Below are 24,051 nucleotides of genomic sequence, written 5' to 3' on the forward strand. Positions count from 1 at the left end.
CGGCGCGGCATCCGCTCAGGCGAACCAGAGGGCGAGCTCGCGCTCGGCCGACTCGGGCGAGTCCGAGCCGTGCACGAGGTTCTGCTGCACCTTGAGCCCCCAGTCGCGGCCGAAGTCGCCGCGGATCGTGCCCGGCGCGGCCGTCGTGGGGTCGGTGGTGCCGGCGAGCACCCGGAAGCCCTCGATGACGCGGTTGCCGGCCACGCGCACGGCCACGACCGGACCGGACTGCATGAACTCGACGAGCGGCTCGTAGAACGGCTTGCCCTCGTGCTCGGCGTAGTGCTTCGCGAGGATCTCACGGTCGGGCTGCACCATGCGCAGGTCGACGAGCGAGTAGCCCTTGGCCTCGATGCGGCGGAGGATCTCGCCGGTGAGGTTGCGGGCGACGCCGTCGGGCTTCACGATCACGAGGGTCTCTTCGATGCCGGTGGTCATTCCTGTTCCTGTTCCGGAGCGGCCTGCGCCGTCCTGTCTCGATCGATTCGTGCGCCGGCGACCATGCAGTACCACCACAGGCCGCCGAAGAGGATGCCGACGAAGAACATCGCCGGGTTGAGGAAGCCCGCCGCGAGAATGAGCGCCTGCAGCACCCACCCGAGCGTGAAGCCCCACGGGTACCTGAGCAGCCCGATGGTCACCACCAGGCCGACGATCAGCACGCCGCCCGCGACGAGCGCGACCCACGGCGGCAGCCCCAGCGAGCCGTTCTCGGTCGGCGCGAGGCCCCAGATCACGAGCGCCGCGAGGAAGACGATGATGATCTCGAAGCCCAGCACGATGGACGCCAGGCTCTGCCGGATCGACCGCGGCCGGCCCCTCCCCGGCTCGGGCGCGGCGGCGTCGGCGGGCGCGTCGCTCATGCGCGGCCCCATTCGCGGTCGGCGGCGATCGCCATGGCCTCGCCGACGAGGGCGATGGAGCCCGTGACGACCACCGCGCGCTTCGGCGACTCGGCCGCCCAGGCGCGCGCCTCGTCGAGCGCGTCGTCGAGCCGCTCGACGGCCTGCACGCGGTCGGCGCCGACGCGCGCGGCGAGGATCGCCGCCACGTCCCGCACCTCGCGAGCCCGGTCGGACTCGGGTCGCGTGACGAGGAACGAGCCGCCCGTCCGGGCCAGGACGGCGGCGATGCCGTCGACGTCCTTGTCGGCCAGCACGCCGAAGACGAAGACGAGCTCGTCGAAGTCGAAGTACTCGTCGAGCGCCGCCACGAGCGACTCCGCGCCGTGCGGGTTGTGCGCGGCATCCACGATGATCGTCGGATCGGCGGCGATCGCCTGCAGCCGCCCCGGGGAGGCCGCGACCGAGAGCCCGTCGTGCACGACCTCGTCGGCGAGGCGGACCGCGCCTCCGCCGATGAAGGCCTCGACCGCGGCGATGGCGACGGCCGCGTTCTCGGCCTGGTGGCGGCCGAAGAGCGGCAGCGCGATGTCGCGGTACTCCCCCGCGAGCCCGCGCACGGAGATCAGCTGCCCGCCCACCGCGACACGCGACTCGAGGACGTCGAACGCGTCGCCCTCCACGGCGAGGGTCGACTCCGTGAGCTCCGCGGCATCCTCGAGCACGCGCAGGGCGTCATCGGGCTGCTTCGCGGTGACGACGGATGCCGCGGGCTTGATGATGCCCGACTTCGTGCGGGCGATCTCGGTGACGGTGTTGCCGAGGCGCGCCTGATGGTCGAGGTCGATGGGCGTGAAGACGGCGACCTGGCCGTCGGCGACGTTGGTGGAGTCCCACTCGCCGCCCATGCCCACCTCGAGTACGACCACGTCGACCGGCGCGTCGGCGAAGCAGGCGAACGCGAGCACCGTGAGCGTCTCGAAGAACGTGAGCGGTTCCTCGTCGTCCCCCTCGAGCTCGGCGTCGACGATGGCGACGAACGGCAGGATCTCCTCCCAGTTACGGGCGACCGCCTCATCGGCGATGGGCTCGCCGTCGATGCGGATCCGCTCCGTGAACCGCTCGAGGTGGGGGCTCGTGAGCAGGCCCGTGCGCAGCCCGGACGCCCGCAGCAGCGCCTCGATCATGCGACTCGTCGAGGTCTTGCCGTTCGTGCCGGTGATGTGGATGACCGGCGCCGCCCGGTGCGGGTCGCCGAGCAACTCGACCGCGCGGCGGGTGGGGGCGAGCCGCGGCCGCGGGCTGCCCTCGCCGATCCGGTCGAGCAGCGCCGCGTAGACGGCGTCGGCCGCGTCACGCGACTCGGGGTCGTCGCGGTCGTCGAATGCCTCGTTCGCGTCGGATGCGTCGTTCACAGTCTCTCCAGGTCCACGAGGAGCGACGAGCCGTCGCCGACGGGGCGCGCCGCCTCCGCGCCCGAGACGTCCACGCCGCTCTCGATGTCGAGCTCGGTCGCGAGGGTCTCGCGCGCGATGAGCGCGTGATGAGCGGATGCCGCGACTGCGCCGTGCGCGTCGAGCGTGAGGCCGAGGCGGATACGGTCGCCGACGTCGAGCCCGGCGGCCTTTCGGGCCTCCTGCACGGCGCGCACCACGTCGCGCGCGAGGCCCTCGGCCTCGAGCTCGGGGGTGGTGGCCGTGTCGAGGATGACGAAGCCGCCGTCGGCGAGGAGCGCGAGCGCGGTCGATCCGTCGCCGGAGCCGCCGGCCTCGAGCACCAGGTCGTACTCCCCCGGCTCCAGCGCGATGCCGCCGGCGACGACGGTCTGGTCGCCGTCGAGCGTCCAGTCGCCCGACCGCGCCGCCTGGATCGCCTGCTGCACCGTCCTGCCGAGACGCGGCCCGGCGGCACGGGCGTTCACGCTGAGCCGCTTCGTGACGCCGTAGCGCTCGGCGCTCGAGCCGTCGAGGGCGACGAGGTCGACCGACTTCACGTTCAGCTCGTCGCGCAGGATGCCCTCGAACGGCGCCAGCGCCGCGGCATCCGTCGTCACGACCGTGAGCCTCGCGAGCGGAAGCCGCACTCGACGGCCGGCCTGCTTGCGCAGGGCGAGCGTCGCGCCGCTGATCTCGCGCACCGAGTCCATCGCGGCGACCAGGGCGTGGTCGGCGGGGAACTCCCCGGCGTCGGGCCACTCGGTGAGGTGCACGCTGCGCCCGCCCGTGAGTCCGCGCCACACCTTGTCGGCGATGAGCGGCAGCAGCGGCGCCGCCAGTCGCGTGTACGTCTCGAGCACGGTGAACAGCGTGTCGAACGCCTCGGCACCCGAGCCGTCCTCGCCGACGCCAGCCCAGAACCGGTCGCGCGAGCGGCGCACGTACCAGTTGGTCAGCACGTCGGCGAAGTCCCGGAGCTTCTGGGAGGCGAGGGTCGAGTCGAACGCCTCGAGGTCGTCCGTGACGGCGGTCACGAGGTCGCGGAGCTTGGCGAGCAGGTAGCGGTCGAGCACGTCGGTCGAGTCGGTGCGACGGGTCGCCTCGTAGCCGCCCTCCCGTGCCGTGTTGGCGTAGAGCGAGAAGAAGTACCAGGTGCTCCAGAGCGGCAGCATGACCTGCCGCACGCCCTCGCGGATGCCCTCCTCGGTGACGATGAGGTTGCCGCCGCGCAGCACCGAGCTCGACATCAGGAACCAGCGCATGGCGTCGGCACCGTCGCGGTCGAAGACCTCGGAGACGTCGGGGTAGTTGCGCAGCGACTTCGACATCTTCTGCCCGTCGCTGCCGAGCACGATCCCGTGGCTCACCACGTTCTTGTACGCGGGGCGGTCGAACAGCGCGGTCGAGAGCACGTGCATGACGTAGAACCATCCACGGGTCTGGCCGATGTACTCGACGATGAAGTCGGAGGGATGGTGCGTGTCGAACCACTCCTGGTTCTCGAACGGGTAGTGCACCTGCGCGAACGGCATGGAGCCCGAGTCGAACCACACGTCGAGCACGTCGGGGATGCGCCGCATCGTCGACCTCCCGGTGGGGTCGTCGGGGTTCGGCCGCGTGAGTTCGTCGATGTAGGGACGGTGCAGGTCGGGCTCGCCCGCCGTGTTCACGGGCGCCCGGCCGAAGTCGCGCTGGATCTCCTCGAGCGAGCCGTACACGTCGACGCGCGGATACTCGGGGTCGTCGCTCTTCCACACCGGGATGGGCGAGCCGAAGTAGCGGTTGCGGCTGACCGACCAGTCGCGGGCGCCCGCGACCCACTTGCCGAACTGCCCGTCCTTGACGTTCTCGGGCACCCAGGTGATGTCCTGGTTCAGCTCGCCCATCCGGTCGCGGAACTCGGGCACGCGGATGAACCAGCTCGAGACCGCCTTGTAGATGAGCGGGTTGCGGCACCGCCAGCAGTGCGGGTACGAGTGCTCGTAGCTCGCCTGCCGCAGCAGGCGCCCCTCGGCCTTGAGCAGCTGGGTGAGCGGCTTGTTCGCGTCGCTCCAGAGGAGCCCCGCGACATCCGTCACCGCCGGCAGGAACCGGCCCGCGTCGTCGAGGGAGATGACGACCGGGATGCCGGCGGCCTCGCCGATCTTCTGGTCCTCCTCGCCGTACGCGGGGGCCTGGTGCACGATTCCGGTGCCGTCGTCGGTGGTCACGTAGTCGGCCACGAGGACCTGCCAGGCGTTCTGGAGGCCGTACTGCTCGACGTCGGCGTAGTAGTCGAACAGCCGGTCGTAGGTGACGCCCTCGAGCTCGGCACCGCGCACGGTGCGCGAGACGGCGGCGCGGGCGTCGTCGGCCGAGTCGTAACCGAGCTCTTTCGCGTAGCCGCCGACGAGGTCGCGGGCGAGGAGGTACTCGCCGCCGAGCACCTCGGTGTCGGAGGCGCCGGCCCGTTCGCGCAGCACCGTCGCGTCGGGCGTGCCGTTGGGCCCGGCTGGCACCACGGCGTACTCGATGTCGGGACCGACCGCGAGCGCGAAGTTCGTCGGGAGCGTCCACGGCGTCGTCGTCCAGGCGAGCGCGCGCACGGCGGTGAGCCCGAGCGACTCGGCCTTCGCGCCCGTCAGCGGGAACGTGACCGTGACCGTCTGGTCCTGCCGCATCTTGTAGACGTCGTCGTCCATGCGCAGCTCGTGGTTCGAGAGCGGCGTCTGGTCGCGCCAGCAGTACGGCAGCACCCGGTAGCCCTCGTAGGCGAGCCCCTTGTCGTGCAGGGTCTTGAACGCCCACACCACCGACTCCATGAACGTCACGTCGAGCGTCTTGTAGTCGTGCTCGAAGTCGACCCACCGCGCCTGCCGGGTGACGTACTCCTGCCACTCCTTGGTGTAGCGCAGCACCGCCTCGCGCGCGGCCTCGTTGAAGGCCGCGATGCCCATCGCCTCGATCTCGCTCTTGTCGGTGATGCCGAGCTGGCGCTCCGCCTCGAGCTCCGCGGGCAGGCCGTGCGTGTCCCATCCGAAGCGCCGGTGCACCTGGTGGCCGCGCATGGTCTGGAAGCGCGGGAAGAGGTCCTTCGCGTATCCGGTCAGCAGGTGCCCGTAGTGCGGGAGGCCGTTGGCGAACGGCGGGCCGTCGTAGAACACCCACTCGGGCGAGCCCTCGCGCTGGTCGATCGACGCCTGGAAGGTGCCGTCCTGCTTCCAGAAGGCGAGGACCTCGCGCTCGACGGCGGGGAAGTCGGGTGAGGGGGCGACACCGTGGTCGTCTGGGGTACGGGGGTACACGCTCGCTCCTTGCGGGGACGGATGCTCTCGCGAGGACGCCGGCTGCTCGATCGAGCACCGCCGCGGTACCACCTCGCTTGCCCCGGCATCCGTGGATGTCGAGGCCCCTCATTCGGCTGTGACGGGCCACCCGTTCGGTTCTAGTGACGAGCGGATGCCTCGCGGCATCCGTTCGCGTTCTTCCGAAGACTCCCCGGTGATGGCCGGATCGACGTCGTTGCCCTCCAGACTACCGCGTCCGGGCTCCGCGAAGCACGCCCGAGGCGGCGGGAGACCCGCGGTACGCCTCGCTGATGAGCGCGAGCAGCGCGCTCTCGGGAAGGTCGTGCAGCTTCGCCTCGTCGACGAGGTCGTGGATCGCGCCGGCCAGCGCCGCGTGCCCGCCGATGCGCACCGCCACGACGGCACCGCGACCCCGGTGCAGTTCGATCAGTCCCTCGTCGCGCAGCACGCCGTACGCACGGAGCACGGTGTGCATGTTCACCCCGAGCGAGCGGGCGAGATCGCGAGCGGCCGGGAGGCGCTCGCCGCCGATGACGCGACCGTCGATGATGGCCGCGCGCACGGCCGAGGTGAGCTGCTGGAACAGCGGGGTGGCGCGGGCGGGATCGAGGCGGATCAGCACTACTTGATCCTATTGTTCTATTTGAAATGGAACAAGTTGATTGTCGCCGACCTCACCCGCTGCAAGGATGACTGCGTGACCACTGCACCTCCCGCCCCGGCGACCCCCGCGCCCACGAATCCCGCCCGACGCGTTGCGTGGGCCTCGATGGTCGGCACCTCGCTCGAGTCCTTCGACTTCTACGTCTTCGCCTACTTCTCGGCCTTCTTCATCGGGCCGCTCTTCTTCGACCCGCTGGGCGCGTTCGGCGCGCAGCTCGCCGCCTTCGCGACGGTCGCCGTCGCCTTCGTCGTGCGCCCCATCGGCGCCATCCTCTTCGGGCACATGGGCGACCGGCTCGGACGCCGGACCACGCTGCTCTGGACCGTCGGCATCATGGGTGTCGCGACCGGCCTCATCGGCGTGCTGCCCACCTACGCGCAGGCCGGCTGGATCGGTGCCGTGCTCCTGGTGCTGCTGCGCGTCGTGCAGGGCCTCTCCCTGGGCGGCGAGTGGGGCGGCTCGATCCTCCTCGCCACCGAGCACTCGGGCCCCGTGAAGCGCGCGTTCTACGCCGCGATCCCCCAGCTCGGGTCCCCCGTGGGATCGATCCTCTCCGCGGCGCTGTTCATCGTCATGACGATCGCGCTGCCGGCCGAGGAGCTCGCGGCGTGGGGGTGGCGCATCCCGTTCCTCATCGCCTTCCCGCTGCTGCTCGTATCGCTGTACCTCCGCTGGACGATCGACGAGACGCCCGTGTTCCGCGAGGTCGTCGCCGAGGGGCGACGCGACCGCGTGCCCTTCGTCGCCATGTTCCGCCGGCGCCCGGTGGCGATCGTCATCGCGATCGGCGCGGCGCTGCTCGGCATCGGTTCCTATTCGCTCATGAACACGTACACGATCAACTACGGCGCGGCGGAGCTGGGCTTCAGCTTCCAGGACCTGCTCATCGCCACGACCATCGGCGGACTGCTGCAGCTCATCACCATCCCGTTGTTCGGATCGTGGGCGACGCGCATCGGCTCGGCGCGTGTCGTCGCATGGGGCGCACTCGGCACGCTGCTCATCACGTTCCCGATGTACTTCCTGCTGCAGTTCGCCACGTTCCCGATCCTCGTGGGCACGATGATCATCGGCGGCATCCTGCCCACCATGTCGTGGGCGGCGCTCGGCGGCCTCATGAACGACCTGTTCCCCGACCACTTCCGGTACTCGGCGCTCTCGCTGTCGTACGCCATCGCCGCGACGGTGGGCGGCTTCGTGCCGCTCGTCACCCTCGCCCTCGGCGAGTCGACCGGCTACGCCTGGTGGCACCCCGGCGTGGTGCTCGCCCTCCTGTCGGCCGTCACGCTCGTGTCGGCGTGGGCAGCGTCGCGGATGCCGCGGGTGCCCGAGGTCGGCGACCCCGACGTCGTGGCGACCCCCGAGCCGGCATCCGCCGCCTGACCCCATCCACCGCCGCTGCGTGAGCGGCACCCCCTCGGCCCGCCGGTTCCCGGCGGGCCGAGTCGTCTCCGGTAGGCTGGATCGTCGCACATTCAGGCACCTCTTCACCGACACGGTGCCGCCGATATCGAACCGGAGCATCATGACCGATCACTCGCGCATCCCCGACAAGCCAGCGCTCGAAGGACTCGAGACGGTCTGGGGCGACGCATGGGAGCGCGACGGCGTCTACCGGTTCGACCGCGAGCGGGCCACGCGCGAGCGCGTCTACTCGATCGACACCCCGCCGCCGACCGCGTCGGGTTCCCTCCACATCGGGCACGTGTTCTCGTTCACGCACACCGATCTCATCGCGCGCTACCAGCGCATGCGCGGCCGAAGCGTCTTCTATCCCATGGGCTGGGACGACAACGGCCTGCCGACCGAGCGCCGCGTGCAGAACTACTACGGCGTGCGCTGCGACCCGTCGCTGCCCTACGACCCCGACTTCGTCCCGCCCTTCGAGGGCGGCGACAACAAGAGCACGAGGGCTGCCGACCAGCAGCCGATCGGCCGACGCAACTTCATCGAGCTCTGCGAGCGGCTCACCGCCGAGGACGAGCAGCAGTTCGAGGCGCTCTTCCGCACCCTCGGACTCTCGGTGGACTGGACGCAGTCCTACCGCACGATCGCCGACGAGGCGCTCTTCACCTCACAGCTCGCCTTCGTGCGCAACGTCGAGCGCGGCGAGGCCTACCAGGCGCTCGCCCCGACGCTGTGGGACGTGACGTTCCGCACCGCCGTCGCCCAGGCCGAACTCGAGGACCGCGAGCAGGCCGGGCACTACCACCGGGTGGCATTCCACCGGCCCGACGGCGGCATCGTCGAGATCGAGACGAGTCGGCCCGAGCTCATCCCGGCGTGCGTGGCCCTCGTCGCCCATCCCGACGACGAGCGCTACCAGCCCCTCTTCGGCACCACCGTGACCACCCCCGTCTTCGGCGTCGAGGTGCCCGTGGTGGCGCACCACCTCGCCCAGAAGGACAAGGGCACCGGCATCGCCATGATCTGCACCTTCGGCGACGTGACCGACGTGGTCTGGTGGCGCGAGCTGAACCTCCCCAACCGCGCGATCATGGGCTTCGACGGCCGCATCATCGCCGAGGCGCCGGAGGCCATCACGAGCGAGGCGGGTCGCGCCGCGTTCGCCGAGCTCGCGGGCAAGACGACCTTCTCCGCCAAGCAGGCGGTCGTCGACCAGTTGCGGGCGTCGGGCGACCTCCTCGGCGAGCCCAAGGCGATCACCCACCCGGTGAAGTTCTTCGAGAAGGGCGATCGTCCCCTCGAGATCGTCTCCACCCGGCAGTGGTACATCGTGAACGGCGCACGCGACGAGGGGCTGAAGGAGCGGCTCGTCGCCCACGGCCGCGACATCGACTGGCACCCCGACTTCATGCGCGTGCGGTACGAGAACTGGGTCGGCGGGCTCTCCGGCGACTGGCTCGTCTCCCGGCAGCGCTTCTTCGGCGTGCCGATCCCCGTCTGGTACCCGCTCGACGCCGACGGGAACCCGGTGTTCGACGAGCCCATCGTGGCGACGCGCGACCTGCTCCCCGTCGATCCGTCGTCGGCGCCCGCGCCGGGCTTCGAGGAGTCGCAGCGTGGGGTGCCCGGCGGCTTCATCGGTGAGCACGACGTGATGGACACCTGGGCGACGTCGTCGCTCACGCCGCAGCTCGCCGCCGGCTGGGAGCGCGACGAGGAGCTCTTCGACCTCGTCTTCCCCTACTCGCTGCGTCCGCAGGGCCAGGACATCATCCGCACCTGGCTGTTCTCCACGGTGCTGCGCGCCGAGCTGGAGCACGGCGTGAAGCCGTGGCAGAACGCCGCGATCTCGGGCTTCATCGTCGACCCCGACCGCAAGAAGATGTCGAAGTCGAAGGGCAACGTGGTGACGCCCGCCGGACTGCTCGAGCAGCACGGGTCCGACGCCGTGCGCTACTGGGCGGCATCCAGTCGGCTGGGCACGGATGCCGCGTTCGACCCGCAGAACCCGACGCAGGTCAAGATCGGACGCCGTCTCGCCATCAAGGTGCTCAACGCGGCGAAGTTCATCCTCGGCTTCGACGGCCGCGCGGATGCCCCCGTCACCGTGCCGGTCGACCGGAGCATGCTGGCCGAGCTCGCCGAGGTGGTCGCCAGCGCCACCAGGTCGTACGACGCCTACGAGCACGCCCGCGCGCTCGAGTCCGCCGAGACGTTCTTCTGGACCTTCTGCGACGACTACCTCGAGCTCGTGAAGGAACGCGCCTACGGCGCGCCGAGCCCCGAGCAGGCGTCGGCCGTCGCGGCGCTGAAGACCGCCCTCAGCGTGCTGCTCCGCCTGTTCGCACCGGTCATCCCGTTCGCCACCGAAGAGGCCTGGCGCTGGTCGAACGAGGGGTCGGTGCACGTCGCGCCGTGGCCCACGGTCGACGAGCTGGCGGCACGCGGCGAGGCCGGCGTGGAGCTGCTCGAACTGGCGAGCCTCGCGCTCACCGGCATCCGGCGTGCGAAGACCGATGCGAAGGCATCGCAGAAGACCCCGGTCGAGAGCGCCGTGATCGCGGCGTCCGCGCCGGCGATCGCGCTGATCGAGTCGGCATCCGCCGACCTGCGCGCGGTGGGGCGCATCGCCTCCCTCTCGTTCGTCGAGGCGGAGCAGTTCGAGGTGCGCGACATCGTGTTCGAGGCATCCGAGGCGTAGGGGGTACGCGATGGCACACGAGATCCGCCTGGCAGGCGACGACGACTTCTTCGGATGGCTGCCGTTGTTCGAGGCGTACTGCGAGTTCTACGACACCGAGCTCGACGACGCGAAGGCGCTCATCGTGTGGAACTGGATCCGCGACGAGCACGACCCGCTCCACGCGGCGCTCGCCGTCGACGACGAGGGCACTCCGGTCGGACTCGCGCACTTCCGCGTCGTGCCCGATACGCTGCAGGCGACGCGGGGCATCCACCTCGACGACCTCTACGTCAGCGAGGCCGTCCGCGGTGCGGGAGTCGGCCGCGCGCTCATCGAGTTCGTGCACGCGCGCTCGCTCGAGGTCGGCACCGGCGGGGTCAGCTGGATCACCGCCGAGGACAACGCCGACGCCCGGCGCCTCTACGACGAGCTCGCCCGCCGCACGACGTGGGTGACCTACGAGATGGACGCCTGATGCGGCTCGGCACCCGGTGGTCGTTCGGCGCGGAGCCGCCGGCGTCGGTGCCGACCGACCTGCGCCCGCGCATCGCCGCGGCTGAGGCGGGGCACCCCGGCAACGGCGAGGGCCGGCACTGGACCCTCACCTGGCTCGAGGGACGGCCAATCGTCGAGCTCGACGACGGCACGGTCGTGAGCGACACGATCGTCGACGTGCACGACGCCGACGAGGACTGGTAGCCGGACTCGCTCGGATCTCGCCCTCAGGCGCGGGCGAGCACCTCGGCGTGCGGCATGAGCAGCCAGCCGTCCTCGTCTGCCGCCCACTCGCGCCAGGCCGTGGCGATGCGCTCGAGTTCGGCCCGGTTCGAGTGACCCGACTCGATGGCGTGCGCCGCGAACTGCGACCGGGTGGCGCGATCGGCCCACGAGGTGCCCCACCACTCGCGCTCGAGCTCGGTCGAGAACACCCAGTTCGTCGCCGTCGCCTCGATCTCGGTGAAGCCGGCCTCGCGGACCCACCGCTTCAGGTGCCGGCCGGCGTCGGGCTCGCCACCGTTGCCGACGGCCACGTCGTGGTAGAGCTCGAGCCAGCGGTCGAGCCCTGCCGATCCGGGGCTCCAGATGACACCCCCGTAGTCGACGTCGCGCACGGCGAGCAGTCCCCCGGGCTTCAGCACGCGGCGGAACTCGTGCAGCGCATCGACCGGGCGCGCGAGGTGCTGCAGCACCTGGTGGGCATGCACGACGTCGAAGGACGCGTCGCCGAACTCGAGCGCGTAGGCGTCGCCCACGTGGAACTCCACGTTGTCGACGCGCTCGCTCGCGGCGAGTCCGTTCGCACGCGCGACGACATCGGAGGCGGCATCCACGCCGACGACCCGACCCGGGCGCACCCGGCGCGCGAGGTCGATCGTGATCGTACCGGGCCCGCTGCCGACGTCGAGGATCCGGGCACCAGCCTCGAGGTGGGGAGCGAGGTAGGCAGCCGAGTTCTCGACGGTGCGCCATGAGTGCACGCGGAGCACGCTCTCATGATGGCCGTGCGTGTAGGCCTCGGCCGGTGCGGACTCGATGGACTCTGCGTCGCCATGCATGTTCCGAGCCTACGACCGCCGTGGCCGCCCTCCCGCCACGCGATCCGGCAGGCGAGCAGCCACGCGAACGCCATAGGGTGGTCGGATGGGCGACGCGTCGAATCCGTTCCTCGAACCCAGCACCCTCCCCTACGGGCTGCCGTTGTTCGCGCTCCTGCGGCCCGAGCACTACCGTGACGCGATCGTGCAGGGCATGCACGAGCAGCGTGCGGAGGTCGAGGCGATCGCCGATGATCCGGCGCCGCCGTCGTTCGCCAACACCATCGTCGCCCTGGAGCGCTCGGGCGAGCTGCTGCGGCGCGTGCTCCCGGCCTTCGAGAACGCGAGCTCGGCCGACACCGACGAGGCGATCGACGCGCTGGACGCGGAGCTGGCGCCGCTCCTCGCCGCCCACCACGACGCGATCCGCCTCGATCCGCGGCTGTTCGCCAGGATCGGCGTGCTGCACGGCATGCGCGAGGAGCTCGGGCTCGATCCCGACCAGGCGTACCTCCTCGAACGCGTCCATCGGGAGGCCGTGCTCGCGGGTGCCGCGCTCGACCCCGAGGCGCGCGAGCGCCTGGCCGCCCTGAACGCCGAGCTCTCGACGCTGACCACGGCCTTCCAGCAGCACCTCCTCGCGGACACGAACGACCTCGCCCTCCACCTCGTCGACGAGGCGGAGCTCGCCGGCCTCGATGCGGGTGCGCGCTCCACCGCCCGCGAGGCGGCGCGCACCCGTGGGCTCGACGGCTGGTTGCTCACCCTGGTGCTCCCCACCGGCCAGCCCGCGCTCGCGGCACTCGCCCAGTCCGACGTGCGCGACCGGCTCCTGGAGGCCTCCCGGTCGCGCGGATGCCGCGGCGGCGAGCACGACACCCGGCAGACCCTGCTCGACATCGTCCGGCTCCGAGCTGAGCGCGCCCGGCTCCTCGGCTTCCCGAACCATGCGGCAGCGGTGACCGCGGGCGAGACCGCCGGCTCCCCCGAGGCCGTCACCGGGCTCCTCGCCGAGCTCACGGCCCCGGCCATGCGGAACGTGGCACGCGAGCGCGACGTGCTCGCCTCGCGAGCGTCGGCCATCGGCGCCCGCGCGCCCGTCGCCGCCGACTGGTCCTTCCTCGCCGAGCAGGTCCGCACGGAGCAGCACGACCTCGACCTCGGGGAGCTCCGGCCGTACCTGGAGCTCGATCGCGTGCTCATCGACGGCGTGTTCCACGCGGCCCACCTCCTGTACGGCCTGCGCTTCACCGCGCGGGAGGACCTGGTGGGCTACCACCCCGACACCCGGGTGTTCGAGGTCTTCGAGGAGGACGGCATGCCCGTCGGTCTCTACCTCTTCGATCCGTACACGCGCGACTCCAAGCGCGGCGGCGCCTGGATGAGCGCCCTGGTGTCGCAGTCCGAGCTGACGGGCGAGCTCGCGGTCGTGGTCAACAACATGAACATCCCGAAGCCGGCGCCGGGCGAACCCACCCTGCTCACGTTCGACGAGGCCGAGACGCTCTTCCACGAGTTCGGGCATGCCCTCCACGGCCTGCTCGCCCGCGTGCGGTACCCGTCGCAGGCCGGGACGAACGTCTACCGCGACTTCGTCGAGCTGCCGAGCCAGGTCAATGAGCTGTGGCTGCTCCGGCCCGAGGTGCTCGAGCGGTTCGCCGTGCATCACGAGACCGGCGAGCGGATGCCGCAGCAGGTCGTCGATCGCCTCACCGCCGCCCGCGGCTTCAACGCCGGCTTCGACCTGGTGGAGTACCTGGCGGCCGCCGCCCTCGACCAGGCCTGGCACCGCATCAGCGCCGACGAGCGGGTGGCGGATGTCGCGGCGTTCGAGCGCTCCGCCCTCGCGGCGTCCGGCCTCGACGACCCGCTCGTGCCGCCGCGCTACTCGACGACCTACTTCGCGCACGTCTTCGCGGGCGGCTACGACGCCGGGTACTACTCGTACATCTGGAGCGAGGTGCCCGGTGCCGACATCATGGAGTGGTTCGAGCAGCACGGCGGCGCGACCCGGGCGAACGGCGCCCGGTATCGACGCGAGATCCTCAACCCCGGTGGCTCCCGCGACCCGGGCGAGTCGATCAGGGCGCTGCTCGGGCGGGATCCGTCGATCGAGCCGCTCCTGCGCCGGCGCGGACTGGCGTGACCGCGACGATGCCCCGGCTGCCTGGCGGCATCCGGGGCATCTCGTCGAGCTCGGCTAGATCGCGAACCCGAGGGCGCGCATCATGTCGCGCCCGTCGTCGGTGATGCGCTCGGGGCCCCACGGCGGCATCCACACCCAGTTGATGCGGAACGCGTCGACGACGCCGTCGAGCGCCTCGGCGGTCTGCTCCTCGAGCACGTCGGTGAGGGGGCATCCGGCGCTCGTGAGCGTCATGTGGATGACGAGGGCGTCGTGCTCGTCGTCCCAGCCGAGGTCGTAGATGAGCCCGAGGTCGACGACGTTCACGCCGAGCTCGGGGTCCATCACGTCTTTGAGTGCCTCGGTGACCTGGTCGAAGCGCTCGGGAGCCAGTGAGGTGACCATGATGTCGATTCTAGTCGCGGCCTACTCGGCCGCGGCCGCCGCCGCGGGCTCCGCGACCTGGTAGCGGTCGTAGCCCTCGTCCTCGAGGCGGTCGGCGAGCTCGGGGCCGCCCTGCTCGGCGATCCGGCCCGCCACGAAGACGTGCACGAAGTCGGGCTTGATGTAGCGCAGGATGCGCGTGTAGTGCGTGATGAGCAGGATGCCCAGGCCGGTGTTCGCCTTGGCACGGTTCACGCCTTCGGAGACGATCTTCAGCGCGTCGACGTCGAGGCCCGAGTCGGTCTCGTCGAGCACGGCGAACCTCGGCTTCAGCAGCTCGAGCTGCAGGATCTCGTTGCGCTTCTTCTCGCCGCCCGAGAAGCCCTCGTTGACGTTGCGCTCGGCGAAGTTCGAGTCCATGCGCAGGTTCGCCATCGACTCGCGGACGTCCTTCACCCAGGTGCGCACCGACGGTGCCTCGCCGTCGATGGCGGTCTTCGCCGTGCGGAGGAAGTTCGTCACGGTGACGCCCGGGATCTCGACGGGGTACTGCATCGCGAGGAACAGGCCTGCGCGGGCGCGCGCGTCGACCGACATCTCGAGCACGTTCTCGCCGTCGAGGAGGATCTCGCCCTCGACGACGTGGTACTTCGGGTGGCCGGCGATCGTGTACGCGAGCGTCGACTTGCCCGAGCCGTTCGGGCCCATGATGGCGTGGATCTCGCCCTCGTTGATGACGAGGTCGACGCCGCGGAGGATCTCGCGGGTGCCCTGGTCGGTATCGACGTTGACGTGCAGGTTCTTGATCTCGAGCACTGACATGTGGTGGTGAATCTCTTTCGTGAGCCGGCCGTTCCGGGCCGGAAGCTGGTTCAGACGGTCAGGGTGACCGAGGGATCGATGTGGACGCCGCCGTCCTTGACCTCGACCTGGAACACCGGGACGGGCTCGTAGGCGGGAAGGGTGAGCGGCTTGCCGCTGCGGAGCGAGAACTTGGAGCCGTGGGCCCAGCACTCGAGCGTGTCGTCCTCGACGAAGCCCTCGGCCAGGGAGATGTCGCCGTGCGTGCAGGTGTCGCCGATCGCGAAGACCTCGCCGGCGGCATCCTTCACGACGGCGATCGCCACGCCGTCGAGCACGAAGCGGGACGCCTCGTTGACGCCGAGCTCGTCGACGCCGCAGACACGAACGGATGCCACGGTCAGCTCACCTGCAGTTCTGCCTCGATCGCGACGAGGAGCCGCGCTTCGAGCTCGGGCGAGCCGATCTTCTGGACGATCTCGGTGAGGAATCCACGCACGACGAGGCGCCTGGCCTCGTCTTCGCTGATGCCGCGGGCCATGAGGTAGAACAGCTGCTCGTCGTCGAAGCGGCCGGTGGCGCTGGCGTGCCCGGCCCCCTCGATGTCGCCCGTCTCGATCTCGAGGTTGGGCACGGAGTCGGCACGGGTGCCGTCGGTGAGCACGAGGTTGCGGTTCTGCTCGTAGCTGTCGGTGCCGGTCGCGGCGTTGCCGATGAGCACGTCGCCGATCCACACCGTGCGTGCGCCGGCGCCCTGCAGCGCGCCCTTGTAGGTCACACGGCTCTTCGTGTGCGGTGCGTCGTGGTGCACGTACACCTGCTGCTCGAGGTGCTGGCCGGCGTCGGCGAAGTAGAGGCCGAGCGACTCGATGTCGGCGCCCTGCTCGGCCAGGTGGGTCGACGGGTTGACCCGCACGACCTTGCCGCCGAGGGAGACGACGATGTGCTTCAGGAACGAGTCGCGGCCGAGCCGGGCGAACTGGCTCGAGAGATGCACCGCGTCGTCGTTCCACTCCTGCAGCGAGACCACGGTGAGCGATGCACCGTCGCCGACGAGGATCTCGACGTTCTCGCTGAGTCGAGCGTCGCCGATGCCCCGGAGCACCACGAGTCCGCGGCTGTTCGGCGCGATCTGGATGACGGTGTGGGCGCCTCGGGGCGCGTTGCCGAGGCCGGATCGGGTCACGGCGACGACCTTCTCGTCTTCACCGGTGACCGAGACGAGGAGGGCCTCGTCGAACGACGTCCATGCGTTGGCGCTCGCACGCTCTTCGGGCGTGCCGGCGGTGCCGATGCGGGCGTCGTCGCGGGCGATCCACGAGACGTCGACGCCCGGGGCATCCGTCGTCTCGATCGGCAGGCGGGCGCCGTCGAGCTCGCCGCCCGTGAGGTCGGCGAAGGCCGCCACAGGCGAGAGCTTCCACTCGTGCTCGCGCCCGTTCACCGGCGCGAAGTCCTGGACGTTCACCGAGCGGAACCGCTCGGAACGCGTCTGCACGGGCACGAAGGCGCCGTCGGAATGCGCGACGAGGCCGTGCTGCTCGGCTGTGGGCATGGCTGTGCTGGTCATCTGGGCGGTCATTCCTAGCCGACCGATCCTTCCATGCCCATCTCGATGAGCTTGTTGAGTTCCATCGCGTACTCCATGGGCAGTTCGCGGGCGATCGGCTCGATGAAGCCGCGAACGATCATGGCCATGGCCTCGTCCTCGGGCATGCCCCGGCTCATCAGGTAGAAGAGCTGCTCCTCGCTCACCTTCGAGACCGTGGCCTCGTGTCCGAGGTGCACGTCGTCGACGCGGATGTCGATCGCCGGGTAGGTGTCGGAGCGCGAGATGGTGTCGACGAGCAGGGCGTCGCAGCGCACGGTGTTCGCCGAGTGGTGCGCGTTCGCGTCGATGCGGACCTCACCGCGGTAGCCGGCGCGGCCGCCGCCACGGGCGATCGACTTCGAGACGATCGACGACTGCGTGTACGGCGCCATGTGGATCATCTTGGCGCCGGCGTCCTGGTGCTGGCCGGGACCGGCGAAGGCCACCGAGAGGGTCTCGCCCTTGGCGTGCTCGCCCATCAGGAAGATCGACGGGTACTTCATCGTGACCTTCGAGCCGATGTTGCCGTCGATCCACTCCATGGTGGCGCCCTCGGCCGCGGTCGCCCGCTTCGTCACGAGGTTGTAGACGTTGTTCGACCAGTTCTGGATCGTCGTGTAGCGCACCCGGGCGTTCTTCTTCACGATGATCTCGACGACGGCCGAGTGCAGCGAGTCGCTCTTGTAGATGGGAGCGGTGCAGCCCTCGATGTAGTGCACGTAGCTGTCCTCGTCGGCGATGATCAGCGTGCGCTCGAACTGGCCCATGTTCTCGGTGTTGATGCGGAAGTACGCCTGCAGCGGGATCTCGACGTGCACGCCGGGCGGCACGTAGACGAACGACCCGCCCGACCACACGGCCGTGTTCAGCGCCGCGAACTTGTTGTCGCCGGCCGGGATGACGGTGCCGAAGTACTCCTCGAAGAACTCGGGGTGCTCCTTCAGCGCGGTGTCGGTGTCCATGAAGATGACACCCTGGCGCTCGAGCTCCTCGTTGATCTGGTGGTAGACCACCTCGGACTCGTACTGCGCGGCCACGCCGGCGACGAGGCGCTGGCGCTCGGCCTCGGGGATGCCGAGCTTCTCGTAGGTGTTCTTGATGTCGTCGGGCAGGTCCTCCCACGTCTGGGCCTGCTTCTCGGTTGAGCGCACGAAGTACTTGATGTTGTCGAAGTCGATCTCCGACAGGTCGGCCCCCCAGGTGGGCATGGGCTTGCGCTCGAACAGCTGCAGCGCGCGCTGGCGGCGCTGGAGCATCCATTCGGGCTCGCTCTTCAGGGCCGAGATGTCGGCGACGACCTCGGGCGAGATCCCGCGTCGTGCGGATGCCCCTGCAGCGTCGGAGTCGGCCCATCCGAACTCGTAGACACCGAGTCCTTCGAGTTCTGGGCGGTCGATCAGTACGTCCGTCATGCTCTCCCTCTTCTCCTCCCGTGCAACCGGATATGAGTCCGGCTCATTCCCTCGCGAGTCGAGGCGCTCGTTGGCTGGGTGATGATGTGCGGGCGGCTCCAGTGCGAACCTAAGATGGCTGGGAGCTCGCATCGCGCTGACGCGCGCCTCGCGGGCCTTCCCAACCCTTCAAGTCTATAGGGTCGCGCTGTCGGGTGCTCCGTACTCCCAGCGCCGTCACAGTGCGACCCGGATCAGGACGACCAGCGTGAACCGCTTCATCCAATGGCTGCCCGACCGAGTCGACGGGCGGATCCGCGTCTTCGCCTGGCTGTCGTTCGTCGCGGAGGTCGTGATCATCGCGACGGGCGGTGCGGTGCGGCTCACAGGCTCAGGCCTCGGATGCCCCACCTGGCCGACCTGCACGGCCGACTCGCTGATCACCACGCCCGAGATGGGCATCCACGGGCTCATCGAGTTCGGCAACCGCATGATGACCGGCGTCGTGGGGCTCATCGCCCTCGCGCTGTTCGTGCTCGTCTGGCGCATCCGCGCCCAGCGCCGTGACCTGTTCGTGCTCGCCTTCATCGTCGGCGCCGGCATCGTCGCGCAGGCGATCGTCGGCGGCATCACGGTGTGGACGGGGCTCAACCCCTTCATCGTGGGATTCCACTACGTGTCGTCGCTCCTCCTCGTCTGCGTATGCGCGGCGTTCCTGGTCCGCATGGACGCGCAGCCCGGCCCTCGCGAGCTCGCCGTGCCCCGCTGGTATGCCGCGCTCACGCATGCGACCACGGGCGTGCTCGCGCTCACGATCGTGTTCGGCGTCCTCACCACCGGGTCGGGGCCGCACTCGGGCGATGCCGCCGCGGGCCGCAACGGCTTCGAATCCGAGGTGCTCGAGCACGTGCACGCGTGGCCCGGCTACGCCCTGCTCGCGCTCACGATCGTGCTGCTGGTCGGCGCGTGGCGGCTGCGGCTGCCCACGCTGCGCTGGGTGGGCGCCCTGCTCGTGGTCGAGCTCGTGCAGATCGCGGTCGGCCTCTACCAGGCGCGCAACGGCCTCCCGCCGCTCGCCGTGGGCGTGCACATGGTGCTCGCCGCGCTCACCGCCGCGACGATGACGGTGGTCGTCCTGCACCTCAAGCGACCCGCGGTGACGGATGCCGCGCCCGCCGCCGCGCCGGTCGCGGCATCCGCACGCTGAGGCGCTCGTGCTGATCGAGCATCGGGGCCGCCGCCCGGTCGTCGATCCCACGGCGTCGGTGGCCCCGACGGCGGTGCTGTCGGGTGACGTGCGCGTCGGGCCGCGCACCAGGGTCCTGCACGGTGCGGTGCTGACCGCCGAGGACGGCGCGATCACGGTCGGCGCCGAGTGCGTCGTGATGGAGCACGCGCTCGTGCGCGGTCGATCGGGGCATCCGGTGGTCATCGGCGATCGCGTGCTCGTCGGGCCGCACGCGCACGTGAACGGCGCGAGCATCGGCGACGAGGCGTTCATCGCCACGGGGGCCTCCGTGTTCCCCGGCGCCGTCGTCGAGGCCGGCGCCGAGGTGCGGATCAACGGCGTCGTCCAGGTGAATACCCGCATCCCGGCCGGCGAGGTGGTGCCGATCGCGTGGGTCGCGGTCGGCGACCCGGCCCGCATCCTCCCGCCCGAACGCCACGAGGAGATCTGGGACGTGCAGCGGGGGCTCGACTTCGTGGGCACCGTCTACGGCGTCCCCGGCGAGCAGGGCATGCGCGAGATCATGCGCCGCCAGTCGGACTTCTACGCCGCCCACGACGACGACATCGTCATCGACTGACGCCGACTCAGAACGGCAGCAGCGGGTCGATGCCGATGGCGAGGAAGAGCAGCGACAGGTAGGCGATCGAGCCGTGGAACACCCGCATCGGCGAGACCTGCACGTGGCGGATCGCGAGGTTGTAGAGGCGGTGCGTCTCGGACACGAACCACACCCCCGTCACCACGGCGACGGTGGAGTAGACGAGGCCCATGCCGGCCACCGGGATGAGCAGCAGCGAACACGCGACCGTGGCCCAGGCGTAGAGGATGACCTGCAGGCCGACCTGCGCCCGCCCCCGCACCACGGCGAGCATGGGCACCCCGGCCGCCGCGTAGTCGTCCTTGTACTTCATCGAGAGCGGCCAGTAGTGCGGCGGCGTCCACAGGAAGATGATGAGGAACAGGATGAACGGCGTCCAGCTGAGGCTCTCGGTCACGGCGGCCCAGCCGATCAGCACCGGCATGCAGCCCGCCACGCCGCCCCACACGATGTTCTGCGACGTGCGACGCTTGAGGATCAGGCTGTAGAAGACGACGTAGAGCAGGATCGCGCCGAGCGACAGCGCCGCGGCCAGCCAGTTCGTGAAGATCCAGAGCCAGGCGATGGATGCCGCGCCGAGCCCGTAGGCGAATACGAGCGCCTCGCGGTCGGTGAGCTCGCCCGTCACGAGCGGCCGCCCCTGCGTGCGCTTCATGACGCGGTCGATGTCGCGGTCGATGTAGCAGTTGAAGGCGCCGGCCGCGCCCGCGCTCATCGCGCCGCCGATGAGCGTCGCGACGAGCAGCCACAGGTTCGGAAGGCCGTTCTGCGCGAGGATCATGGTGGGCGCGGTCACCACCAGCAGGAGTTCGATGACCCGCGGTTTCGTGAGCGCGAGGTAGGCGGAGAGCTTGCGCCGTACCGTCATCTGCGGTCGCGACTCGCGAGTGTGTACAGCTGCCGACATCGTTCCTCTTCCGGGCGCGGGCGCACGCGAGCACTCCCCGCGCGACCCTCGACGATTCTAGGCCATGCGCGAGAGCGCGACATCCGGAATACGCTTTCCGCCTCACATAGCGCGGACTCGGCCGTGAGTCATCCCCCGTCACAGACCACCCCCGAATCCATATACTGAGGATTGCGCGCCCGGCTTCACGGGTTCGATCACGCCGGCCTCCCGAACGACTCCCGGCAGAACCCGCGGCCTGGCGGAACCGCGCCGCAACGTCCCGGCGGGTCGGGGGCCGGACGGTTCCCGACGCCGTCACGATCGGAAGGAACAGCACCTCGTGGCCAATCTGCAGTGGGAACCCATCGACGATCGCGCGGTCGACACGGCGCGCGTGCTCGCGGCCGACGCCGTCGAGAAGGTCGGGAACGGGCACCCGGGCACGGCGATGAGCCTCGCGCCCGCCGCCTACCTCCTCTTCCAGAAGGTCATGCGGCGCGACCCGGCCGACCACGGCTGGCTCGGCCGCGACCGCTTCATCCTCTCCGCGGGCCACAGCTCGCTCACGCAGTACGTGCAGCTCTACCTCGCCGGCGACGGCCTCGAGCTCGACGACCTCAAGGCGCTGCGCACCTGGGGCTCCAAGACCCCGGGCCACCCCGAGTACGGCCACACCGACGGCGTCGAGATCACCACGGGCCCACTCGGCCAGGGCCTCTCCTCGGCCGTCGGCTTCGCCTACGCCGCTCGCTTCGAGCGCGGCCTCTTCGACCCCGACGCCGCGGCGGGCACGAGCCCCTTCGACCACTTCATCTACGTCGTCGCGGGCGACGGCGACCTCCAGGAGGGCGTCACCAGCGAGGCCTCCTCGCTCGCCGGCCACCAGCAGCTCGGCAACCTCGTCGTGATCTACGACTCGAACCAGATCTCCATCGAGGACGACACGAACATCGCCTTCACCGAAGACGTGGCGAAGCGCTACGAGGCCTACGGCTGGCACGTCCAGACGGTCGACTGGAAGAAGACCGGCCAGTACGTCGAGGACGTCGCCGAGCTCCACCGCGCGATCGAGGCGGCCAAGGGCGAGGCGGCCAAGCCGTCGATCATCATCCTGAAGACCATCATCGGATGGCCCAGCCCCGGCAAGCAGAACACCGGCAAGATCCACGGTTCCGCGCTCGGCGCGTCGGAGCTCGCCGCCACGAAGGAGGTGCTCGGCTTCGACCCCGAGCAGACCTTCGTCGTCGCCGAGGACATCCTCGAGCACACCCGTGCCGCCCGTGAGCGCGGCGCCGCGGCGCACGCCGAGTGGCAGGTCGGGTTCGACGCGTGGGCCGAGGCGAACCCCGAGAAGAAGGCGCTGCTCGACCGGCTCGAGGCCGGCGAGCTGCCCGACGACGTGGCATCCGTCCTCCCCGCCTTCGAAGGTGGCACCGAGGTCTCGACCCGCGCCGCGTCGGGCAAGGTCATCAATGCCCTCGCGGGCGTGCTCCCCGAATTCTGGGGCGGCTCGGCCGACCTCGCCGAGTCGAACCTCACGACGATCAACGACGCGGCCTCGTTCATCCCCGAGGAGTGGTCGACGCACGAGTTCGCCGGCAACCCCTACGGCCGCGTGCTGCACTTCGGCATCCGGGAGCACGCCATGGCGGCGATCGTCAACGGCATCGTGCTGCATGGCAAGACCCGCGCATTCGGCGGCACGTTCCTCATCTTCAGCGACTACATGCGCCCCGCCGTGCGCCTCTCCGCGCTCATGAAGGTGCCCTCGATCTTCGTCTGGACGCACGACTCGGTCGCGCTCGGCGAGGACGGACCGACCCACCAGCCGATCGAGCAGCTCGCGACGCTCCGCGCGATCCCCGGATTCACGGTGGTCCGCCCGGCCGATGCGAACGAGACCGCCATCGCCTGGCTCGAGATCCTGAAGCGGCGCGACGCCCCCGTGGGCATCGCGCTCACCCGCCAGAACATCCCGGTGTTCGAGCGCGGCGACGGCGCGGCATCCGGCGACACGCTCGCGTCTGCGGCCGGGCTCGCGAAGGGCGCCTACATCCTCGCCGAGGCGCCGTCGGGCACGCCCGACGTCATCCTCATCGCCACGGGCTCCGAGGTGCAGCTGGCCGTGGCCGCCCGCGAGCAGCTCGCGGCCGACGGCATCCAGGCGCGCGTCGTCTCGGCGCCGAGCCTCGAGTGGTTCGAGGAGCAGGATGCCGCGTACCGCGAGTCCGTGCTTCCCGCCGCCGTGACGGCCCGGGTGTCGGTCGAAGCCGGCATCTCGCTGTCGTGGCGCCCCTACGTGGGCGACCGTGGCCGCAGCGTCTCGATCGAGCACTTCGGCGCATCCGCCGACTACAAGACCCTGTTCCGCGAGTTCGGCATCACGACGGACGCCGTCGTCGCCGCCGCGAAGGAGACGCTCGCGTCGGCCTGACGCGCGCAGAAGGAGAACACATCGCCATGAGCACCAACTCCCGCACCGCCGCGCTCTCCGAAGCCGGCGTGAGCATCTGGCTCGACGACCTGTCCCGCGACCGCATCACCACGGGCGACCTCGCGCGCCTGATCGCCGAGCGCAACGTCGTCGGCGTCACCACCAACCCGACGATCTTCGCCGGGGCACTCGCCAAGGGTGACGCCTACCGCGAGCAGCTGCACACGCTCGCCGAGGCCGGCACCGACCTCGACACCGCGGTGTTCGAGGCGACCACCGACGACGTGCGCGACGCCGCCGACATCTTCCGCCCGGTGTACGACGCGAGCGGCGGGTACGACGGCCGCGTGTCGATCGAGGTGGCACCCGACCTCGCGCACGACACCGAGCGCACCATCGAGCAGGCGCATGCGTTGTGGGCGAAGGTGGATCGTCCGAACGTGATGATCAAGATCCCGGCGACGGTGGAGGGGCTCGGAGCGATCACCGCGGCGATCGGCGCGGGGATCAGCGTGAACGTGACGTTGATCTTCAGCCTGGACCGGTACCGGCAGGTCATCGACGCGTACCTCACCGGCCTGGAGCAGGCGAAGGCCGCGGGCATCGACCTGGCCACGATCCACTCGGTCGCGTCGTTCTTCGTGTCCCGCGTCGACACCGAGATCGACAAGCGACTCGCGCAGATCGGCACCGACGAGGCCCTGGGCCTGAAGAGCAAGGCGGGCATCGCGAACGCCCGGCTCGCGTACCAGC

General features: G+C 70.3%; 21 protein-coding genes. 9 read left to right on the forward strand and 12 right to left on the reverse strand.

What is annotated here, in order from left to right; translation table 11 throughout:
* Window positions 1–15 precede the first annotated feature (15 nt).
* The 5 genes from ndk to AC1DZA_RS18315 all read right to left on the reverse strand — a co-directional run bounded on the left by ndk (window position 16) and on the right by AC1DZA_RS18315 (window position 6,187).
* Window positions 16–438: a nucleoside-diphosphate kinase gene (ndk, locus tag AC1DZA_RS18295; RefSeq protein WP_476773818.1), complete on the reverse strand. Its 423-nt coding sequence runs from the start codon at window positions 436–438 to the stop codon at window positions 16–18.
* Window positions 435–863 carry a DUF4233 domain-containing protein gene (locus tag AC1DZA_RS18300; protein ID WP_476773819.1) on the reverse strand — a complete coding sequence of 143 codons (429 nt, stop codon included), beginning with the start codon at window positions 861–863 and terminating at the stop codon, window positions 435–437. Before AC1DZA_RS18300 ends, ndk begins: the two co-directional genes overlap by 4 nt.
* Window positions 860–2,257 (reverse strand): bifunctional folylpolyglutamate synthase/dihydrofolate synthase, encoded by a 1,398-nt coding sequence (locus AC1DZA_RS18305; RefSeq protein ID WP_476773820.1) that lies wholly within the window; start codon window positions 2,255–2,257, stop codon window positions 860–862. Before AC1DZA_RS18305 ends, AC1DZA_RS18300 begins: the two co-directional genes overlap by 4 nt.
* The gene (gene ileS, locus AC1DZA_RS18310) at window positions 2,254–5,562 is read right to left on the reverse strand and encodes an isoleucine--tRNA ligase (protein ID WP_476773821.1); all 3,309 of its coding nucleotides are present in this window, start codon (window positions 5,560–5,562) and stop codon (window positions 2,254–2,256) included. Before ileS ends, AC1DZA_RS18305 begins: the two co-directional genes overlap by 4 nt.
* 229 nt (window positions 5,563–5,791) lie before the next feature.
* On the reverse strand, window positions 5,792–6,187 hold the full coding sequence (locus AC1DZA_RS18315; protein WP_476762489.1) for a GntR family transcriptional regulator: 396 nt from the start codon (window positions 6,185–6,187) through the stop codon (window positions 5,792–5,794).
* A 75-nt stretch (window positions 6,188–6,262) separates the two neighbouring features.
* Here AC1DZA_RS18315 and AC1DZA_RS18320 point away from each other — a divergent pair, with 75 nt between their 5' ends.
* The 4 genes from AC1DZA_RS18320 (at window position 6,263) to AC1DZA_RS18335 (ending at window position 11,018) form a co-directional block, all read left to right on the forward strand.
* Window positions 6,263–7,612: an MFS transporter gene (locus tag AC1DZA_RS18320; RefSeq protein ID WP_476762490.1), complete on the forward strand. Its 1,350-nt coding sequence runs from the start codon at window positions 6,263–6,265 to the stop codon at window positions 7,610–7,612.
* A 142-nt stretch (window positions 7,613–7,754) separates the two neighbouring features.
* On the forward strand, window positions 7,755–10,337 hold the full coding sequence (gene valS, locus AC1DZA_RS18325) for a valine--tRNA ligase (RefSeq protein WP_476773822.1): 2,583 nt from the start codon (window positions 7,755–7,757) through the stop codon (window positions 10,335–10,337).
* Between the two features lie 10 nt (window positions 10,338–10,347).
* Window positions 10,348–10,794 carry an N-acetyltransferase family protein gene (locus AC1DZA_RS18330; RefSeq protein ID WP_476773823.1) on the forward strand — a complete coding sequence of 149 codons (447 nt, stop codon included), beginning with the start codon at window positions 10,348–10,350 and terminating at the stop codon, window positions 10,792–10,794.
* Window positions 10,794–11,018, forward strand: a complete 225-nt coding sequence (locus tag AC1DZA_RS18335; RefSeq protein ID WP_309978716.1) for a hypothetical protein — start codon at window positions 10,794–10,796, stop codon at window positions 11,016–11,018. The genes AC1DZA_RS18330 and AC1DZA_RS18335 overlap by 1 nt, the downstream gene beginning before the upstream one ends.
* 23 nt (window positions 11,019–11,041) lie before the next feature.
* Here AC1DZA_RS18335 and AC1DZA_RS18340 read toward each other — a convergent pair whose 3' ends face one another.
* Entirely contained in the window at window positions 11,042–11,875 is an 834-nt protein-coding gene (locus AC1DZA_RS18340) for a methyltransferase domain-containing protein (protein ID WP_476773824.1), read from the reverse strand.
* An 85-nt stretch (window positions 11,876–11,960) separates the two neighbouring features.
* Here AC1DZA_RS18340 and AC1DZA_RS18345 point away from each other — a divergent pair, with 85 nt between their 5' ends.
* Entirely contained in the window at window positions 11,961–14,000 is a 2,040-nt protein-coding gene (locus tag AC1DZA_RS18345) for a M3 family metallopeptidase (protein ID WP_476773825.1), read from the forward strand.
* Window positions 14,001–14,054: 54 nt separating this feature from the next.
* Here the strand turns inward: AC1DZA_RS18345 and AC1DZA_RS18350 are convergent, their stop codons facing one another.
* From AC1DZA_RS18350 to sufB, 5 genes are read right to left on the reverse strand one after another with little or no spacing between them, the layout of a single operon-like run.
* Window positions 14,055–14,384, reverse strand: coding sequence for a metal-sulfur cluster assembly factor (locus tag AC1DZA_RS18350; RefSeq protein WP_476762812.1), 330 nt, complete (start codon window positions 14,382–14,384; stop codon window positions 14,055–14,057).
* Between the two features lie 21 nt (window positions 14,385–14,405).
* Window positions 14,406–15,185, reverse strand: coding sequence for a Fe-S cluster assembly ATPase SufC (gene sufC / locus AC1DZA_RS18355; RefSeq protein ID WP_476773826.1), 780 nt, complete (start codon window positions 15,183–15,185; stop codon window positions 14,406–14,408).
* A 50-nt stretch (window positions 15,186–15,235) separates the two neighbouring features.
* Window positions 15,236–15,562: a non-heme iron oxygenase ferredoxin subunit gene (locus AC1DZA_RS18360; protein WP_309978724.1), complete on the reverse strand. Its 327-nt coding sequence runs from the start codon at window positions 15,560–15,562 to the stop codon at window positions 15,236–15,238.
* 2 nt (window positions 15,563–15,564) lie between these two features.
* Window positions 15,565–16,734 carry a Fe-S cluster assembly protein SufD gene (gene sufD, locus AC1DZA_RS18365; protein WP_476773827.1) on the reverse strand — a complete coding sequence of 390 codons (1,170 nt, stop codon included), beginning with the start codon at window positions 16,732–16,734 and terminating at the stop codon, window positions 15,565–15,567.
* 14 nt (window positions 16,735–16,748) lie between these two features.
* Entirely contained in the window at window positions 16,749–18,167 is a 1,419-nt protein-coding gene (gene sufB / locus AC1DZA_RS18370; RefSeq protein WP_309978728.1) for a Fe-S cluster assembly protein SufB, read from the reverse strand.
* Window positions 18,168–18,414: 247 nt separating this feature from the next.
* On the opposite strand from sufB, the gene AC1DZA_RS18375 reads away from it, so the two are divergent.
* Entirely contained in the window at window positions 18,415–19,353 is a 939-nt protein-coding gene (locus AC1DZA_RS18375) for a COX15/CtaA family protein (protein ID WP_476773828.1), read from the forward strand.
* A 7-nt stretch (window positions 19,354–19,360) separates the two neighbouring features.
* Window positions 19,361–19,954 carry a gamma carbonic anhydrase family protein gene (locus tag AC1DZA_RS18380; RefSeq protein WP_476773829.1) on the forward strand — a complete coding sequence of 198 codons (594 nt, stop codon included), beginning with the start codon at window positions 19,361–19,363 and terminating at the stop codon, window positions 19,952–19,954.
* Between the two features lie 7 nt (window positions 19,955–19,961).
* On the opposite strand, the gene AC1DZA_RS18385 is transcribed toward AC1DZA_RS18380, so the two are convergent.
* Window positions 19,962–20,882 carry a heme o synthase gene (locus AC1DZA_RS18385; RefSeq protein ID WP_309978733.1) on the reverse strand — a complete coding sequence of 307 codons (921 nt, stop codon included), beginning with the start codon at window positions 20,880–20,882 and terminating at the stop codon, window positions 19,962–19,964.
* A gap of 322 nt (window positions 20,883–21,204) precedes the next feature.
* On the opposite strand from AC1DZA_RS18385, the gene tkt reads away from it, so the two are divergent.
* Both tkt and tal read left to right on the forward strand, forming a co-directional pair.
* Complete coding sequence (gene tkt / locus AC1DZA_RS18390; protein WP_476773830.1) at window positions 21,205–23,298, forward strand: transketolase; 2,094 nt, start codon at window positions 21,205–21,207, stop codon at window positions 23,296–23,298.
* Between the two features lie 26 nt (window positions 23,299–23,324).
* A partial coding sequence (gene tal, locus AC1DZA_RS18395; protein WP_476773831.1) for a transaldolase occupies window positions 23,325–24,051 on the forward strand: 727 nt, incomplete at its 3' end.

It is taken from the genome of Agromyces sp. P2_B3, assembly GCF_056404815.1.